Below are 4526 nucleotides of genomic sequence, written 5' to 3'. Positions count from 1 at the left end.
TGTCTTTTATCCCGTCGGTGTTGGTCCAGTCAAAGGTGGATGAGGGAAGCGCCACATAAAAGGGCACATTGTTATCCCGGGCAGCCAGGGCCTTGAGATAGGTACCGATTTTGTTGGCCACATCACCTGCCCGGGTGGTGCGGTCCGTGCCCACAATAACCAGATCCACCATGCCGTGCTGCATGAGATGCCCCCCGGCATTATCCGTAATCACGGTATGTCTGATGCCATGCTTGCCAAGTTCCCAGGCGGTCAGGCGCGATCCCTGGTTCAAAGGCCGTGTCTCATCCACCCAGACATGAATATCAATGCCCGCATCAAAGGCGGTGTACATGGGTGCTGTGGCCGTGCCGTACTCGATACAGGCAAGCCACCCTGCATTGCAGTGGGTGAGGATGTTTACGGGCTGACCGTTTTTCTTTTCAGCAATCTCTTTGATGATGGACAGGCCGAATTCACCTATCTTTTGGCAGTTCACAGACTCTTCTTCCACAACGCCTAAGGCTTCCTGCAAGGCGGCTGCCACCCGGGCATCATATCCGGACGCGTTGAGGGCTTTTTCCATGACCCGGTCCACGCCCCAGGCCAGATTGGTGGCAGTGGGCCGGGCATCACGAAGGCATGCGCACTCACGCTTGAACCATGCATCATCTGCGCCCCGGTTGCCTTTCTGCACCAGAATGACATAAACACCCAGCGCCCCTGTGGCACCGATCAAGGGAGCCCCCCTGACATACATATCCCTGATGGCATGAATCACCAGATCATTGGTTGTCAGGTCTTGGACAATCAGTTCATGGGGCAGGCGCCTCTGGTCTATGACCTTGACGGTTTTTGACTCATTATCAAACCAGATGGGCCGCATCTGTTTTCCATCCACATTCATGGCGCATTTCCTTTGGGATTTTAAATCTTCAATTCTTATACCAGATCAAAAACTTTATTTGTACAATAAAACCCCAAACCGGGTCAGGAATCAAGGTGCAATGGCATTTTAACCAAATAGAAATATCAAAAATTTCATTCTGACAGGCTGCGAATAAACGGGCCAGTGGCATTCACCCCTTTTTGCTCCACCTCCCGGATGGTCTGGGATCCCACCACGGCAATGTCGGCTTTGCCCACAAGAAAATCAATGTCTGCCTTTTCTTTTACCCCGAACCCCACGGCCGTGGGCAGCCGGGTGGCCTTCCGGCACTTTGTCAGGTAACGGCCCATGTCTGAAGAGAACTGCGTCTCTTTTCCGGTTACCCCTTTTCTTGCCAGACAATAAATAAATCCTGTGGCATGGGCGTCGATCATCTTCATACGCTGGTCCGAGGTTTCCGGAGAAAAAATAAATACCGCAGACAGATCATGTTTTTTCATGGCAGACAGATAATCACCCGCCTCTTCCGGGGGAAGATCCGGGACAATGGCCCCCTTAACCCCGATTTCCGACATCCGGGCCGCAAAGGCATCCATGCCGTATTTATAAAGGATGTTGCCATAGGTCATGAACAGAAACGGAATGTCAAAGCAGTCTGACACGTTTTGGGCAAACTCAAAACATTTTTCCACGGTGGCCCCGCACTCAAGGGCGGCCTGGTTGGCTCTGAGGATCACCGGGCCGTCTGCCATGGGTTCCGAAAACGGGATCTGCAGCTCCATTAAGTTCACGCCTGCGTCCACCATCTGCCGGACTATTTCAAAGGAGGCGTCAAAAGAGGGATAGCCCATGACAATGTGGGTCATTAACAGGATCTCTTTTTTCTTTCGCTGTTCCCGGATATAGGTTTCCAGAAAGGCGGGGGCAGATGCCGAAGTTATTGTATCCGTCATTTTGATATATCTCCTTGATATTCTTTGGCTTTGGCACAGATAAATTCTTTCCATTTGGGATCGCCAATGGCATCAGCCACGGTGAAGATGTCTTTATCCCCCCGGCCGGACTGGTTAATGATGATGATATCATCTTTTGACATGTTCGCCACTTCCTTAAAGGCACCGGCAAAGGCGTGGGAAGACTCCAGGGCCGGGATAATACCTTCCATCTGCATGGTCAGCTTAAGGGCATCCACCACCTCAGTGTCCGTGGCATATTCAAACCGGGCTTTGCCCTGGTCCCGCATATTGGCAAGAATGGGGGAGACGCCGACATAGTCCAGACCTGCGGAGATAGAGTGGGTCTCTTTCATCTGGCCGTCACTGTTCTGCAGAAAATAGGTTTTATAGCCCTGGGCAATGCCGGGACTGGCATCATCGGAACAAAGCCGCGATGCGTGGCGGCCCGATGCAATTCCTTCGCCCCCGGCTTCCACCCCCACAAGCTCAACCGGATCATCCATGAAACCCTGGAAAATTCCCATGGCATTGGAGCCGCCGCCCACACAGGCAAATACCTTGGCTGGCAGCCGGCCTTCGGCTTTCATGATCTGGACACGGGCTTCCTTTCCGATGATGGACTGGAACCAGGAAACCATTTCAGGAAAAGGATGGGGCCCGCAGGCCGTGCCAAGCACATAATGGGTGGTGTCCATGTTGGTGACCCAGTCCCTGAACGCCTCGTTGATGGCATCCTTGAGAATCCGGGTGCCGTCGGTGACCGGCACCACGGTGGCGCCGAGCTGCTCCATCCAGAACACATTGGGCCGCTGGCGTAGCACATCCACCTCACCCATGTAGATGGTGCACTCAAGTCCGAACTTGGCCGCCATGGTGGCCGTGGCCACCCCGTGCTGCCCTGCCCCGGTTTCGGCGATCACCCGTTTTTTTCCCATCTTTTTCACTAAAAGCCCCTGCCCCATGACATTGTTGGCCTTATGGGCGCCTGTGTGGTTAAGATCTTCCCGTTTGATATAAATTTTTGCCCCGCCAAAGTGCCGGGTGAGGTTTTCGGCATAGGTCAAGGGCGTGGGCCGGCAGGAGTAAGTTGCCATCAGGGTTTCGTATTCTTCCCAGAACCCCTTGTCTTCTTTGGCCTGCCTGAACCGGGCATCCAGCTCGTCAAAGGTGGCCACAAGGATTTCCGGCAAAAAGGCCCCGCCAAAGGAGCCGTAATATCCGCGGTGTTTCATGTATCTGCCTCCGTAAAGGGGTTGGCAATTTGAGTAAGGTTCATAATTTATTTTTGATGTTTAATGGTCTGGGTAAAGGCAAACCGGTCTGTGCGGCAGAACAGTACCGAATAAACCGCCCCGGGTGCATTAGGGAAATTGAGCAGCCGCCGGACCACAAGAATCGGATCCAAAGGCGGCATGCCCAGAAGGGCCGCCCGCTGTTCATTCAAGGTTTCCACCTGGAACTGCTGGGTGCCGTCGGAAGGTGTGAGGTAAAACCGTTCAGACACCACCCGGGACAAGGATTTGTCCCCAAGATCCATATCGTCAATACCTGCAAACAGATCCGGGTCCAGAAAAATATCCTCCAGCAGGACAGGTTCATCCCGGGCCACGGTTAAGCGGGACATGGCAAAGGCGGATTTGCCGTGAAACGGGTTTGCCACATCGCCTGTCACGGTCTTTTTTTTCAAAGGCGCAATCACTCTTTTTTGCGTGGGAACCCCCCGGGTGGAAAATGCCTGGGAGGTTCCGGCAAGGGAGAACAGATCAATCTGCGGGGAAGGTTCCTTCACAAAGGTTCCGGCCCCCCGCTTTCTTTGGATCAGGCCCCTTTGCACCAGAAGCTCCATGGCCTGGCGCACGGTGGGACGGCCCACCCCATATGATTTTGCCAGTTCCGTTTCAGACGGAATCATATGCCCGGGCTGATAAACGCCCTCCCGGATACGGGACTGGAGCTGCTCACAAATCTGGTGATACAAGGGTATGGGAGACTCAGGATTCAGCATTGCCGGTCTTATTCTCAAGTTTTCAGCCCCCCGGAAATTGTATTTCACCCGTTATCCGGCGGCTGCTAAATTAATAATGCCTGAATCATAATTAAAAATCTGTCATATTGTCAAGACATTTACAACAAACTTCCTGGCACCATTGATTGCAAAGGATATTAAAATTAGTAAGGAAAGACCCCACCAGTCCCTGGCATATGATGTCCCTGAACTGTGGTACAGGAATGATCCACTTTTATAAAAAGGGATTCTATCTAATTTGAATGAGGGCCAGCCCCCATGCCCGTAGATTTAACGCATTGAGGACCAAATCATGAGTCGCTAAAGGAAAGACAAAGGCAGCGCCAAGTCTTCGCAATGGCGCTGCCCCATGCTTTAGTCACCAATTACGGCGCTCGGGTTGCTTCCCAGCATTGCCCTATCCTTCGAACTGGTGGGCCTATGCTATCGCAGAGACAAATAATTTCAACCCAAAGGAGATTGCTTTGATTTTTTATCTGAAAGGGTTCTTAAGGCTTACGAAAACAGTATCAAGAAAAGCCCTGATGATAAAAATAAAAAAGCCCTGACCAAGAATATCTTGATCAGGGCTTTTAAAGAAGAACCGGCAGCGTTCTACTCTCCCACACAGTCTCCCATGCAGTACCATCGACGCTAAAGAGCTTAACTTCCGTGTTCGAGATGGGTACGGGTGTGG

4 protein-coding genes and 1 rRNA gene are annotated in these 4526 nt (G+C 52.3%); all 5 read right to left on the bottom strand.

Annotated features, from left to right (window positions below; all coding sequences use genetic code 11):
• The coding region (gene mtnA, locus AB7U36_RS19165; protein ID WP_428161252.1) for an S-methyl-5-thioribose-1-phosphate isomerase at nt 1–886 on the bottom strand (886 nt) is incomplete at its 3' end.
• 134 nt (nt 887–1020) lie between these two features.
• Complete coding sequence (gene trpA, locus AB7U36_RS19160; RefSeq protein WP_428161251.1) at nt 1021–1821, bottom strand: tryptophan synthase subunit alpha; 801 nt, start codon at nt 1819–1821, stop codon at nt 1021–1023.
• Entirely contained in the window at nt 1818–3056 is a 1239-nt protein-coding gene (trpB, locus tag AB7U36_RS19155) for a tryptophan synthase subunit beta (RefSeq protein ID WP_428161250.1), read from the bottom strand. The genes trpA and trpB overlap by 4 nt, the downstream gene beginning before the upstream one ends.
• Nucleotides 3057–3103: 47 nt before the next feature.
• Nucleotides 3104–3877: a GntR family transcriptional regulator gene (locus tag AB7U36_RS19150; protein ID WP_428161249.1), complete on the bottom strand. Its 774-nt coding sequence runs from the start codon at nt 3875–3877 to the stop codon at nt 3104–3106.
• A gap of 554 nt (nt 3878–4431) precedes the next feature.
• Nucleotides 4432–4526, bottom strand: a 5S ribosomal RNA gene (gene rrf, locus AB7U36_RS19145); the annotation flags it as partial.

The sequence above is a fragment of the Desulfobacter sp. genome (assembly GCF_050177295.1).
Note: the sequence above shows the minus strand (reverse complement) of the source record. Positions and strands in the feature narration are given on the sequence as shown.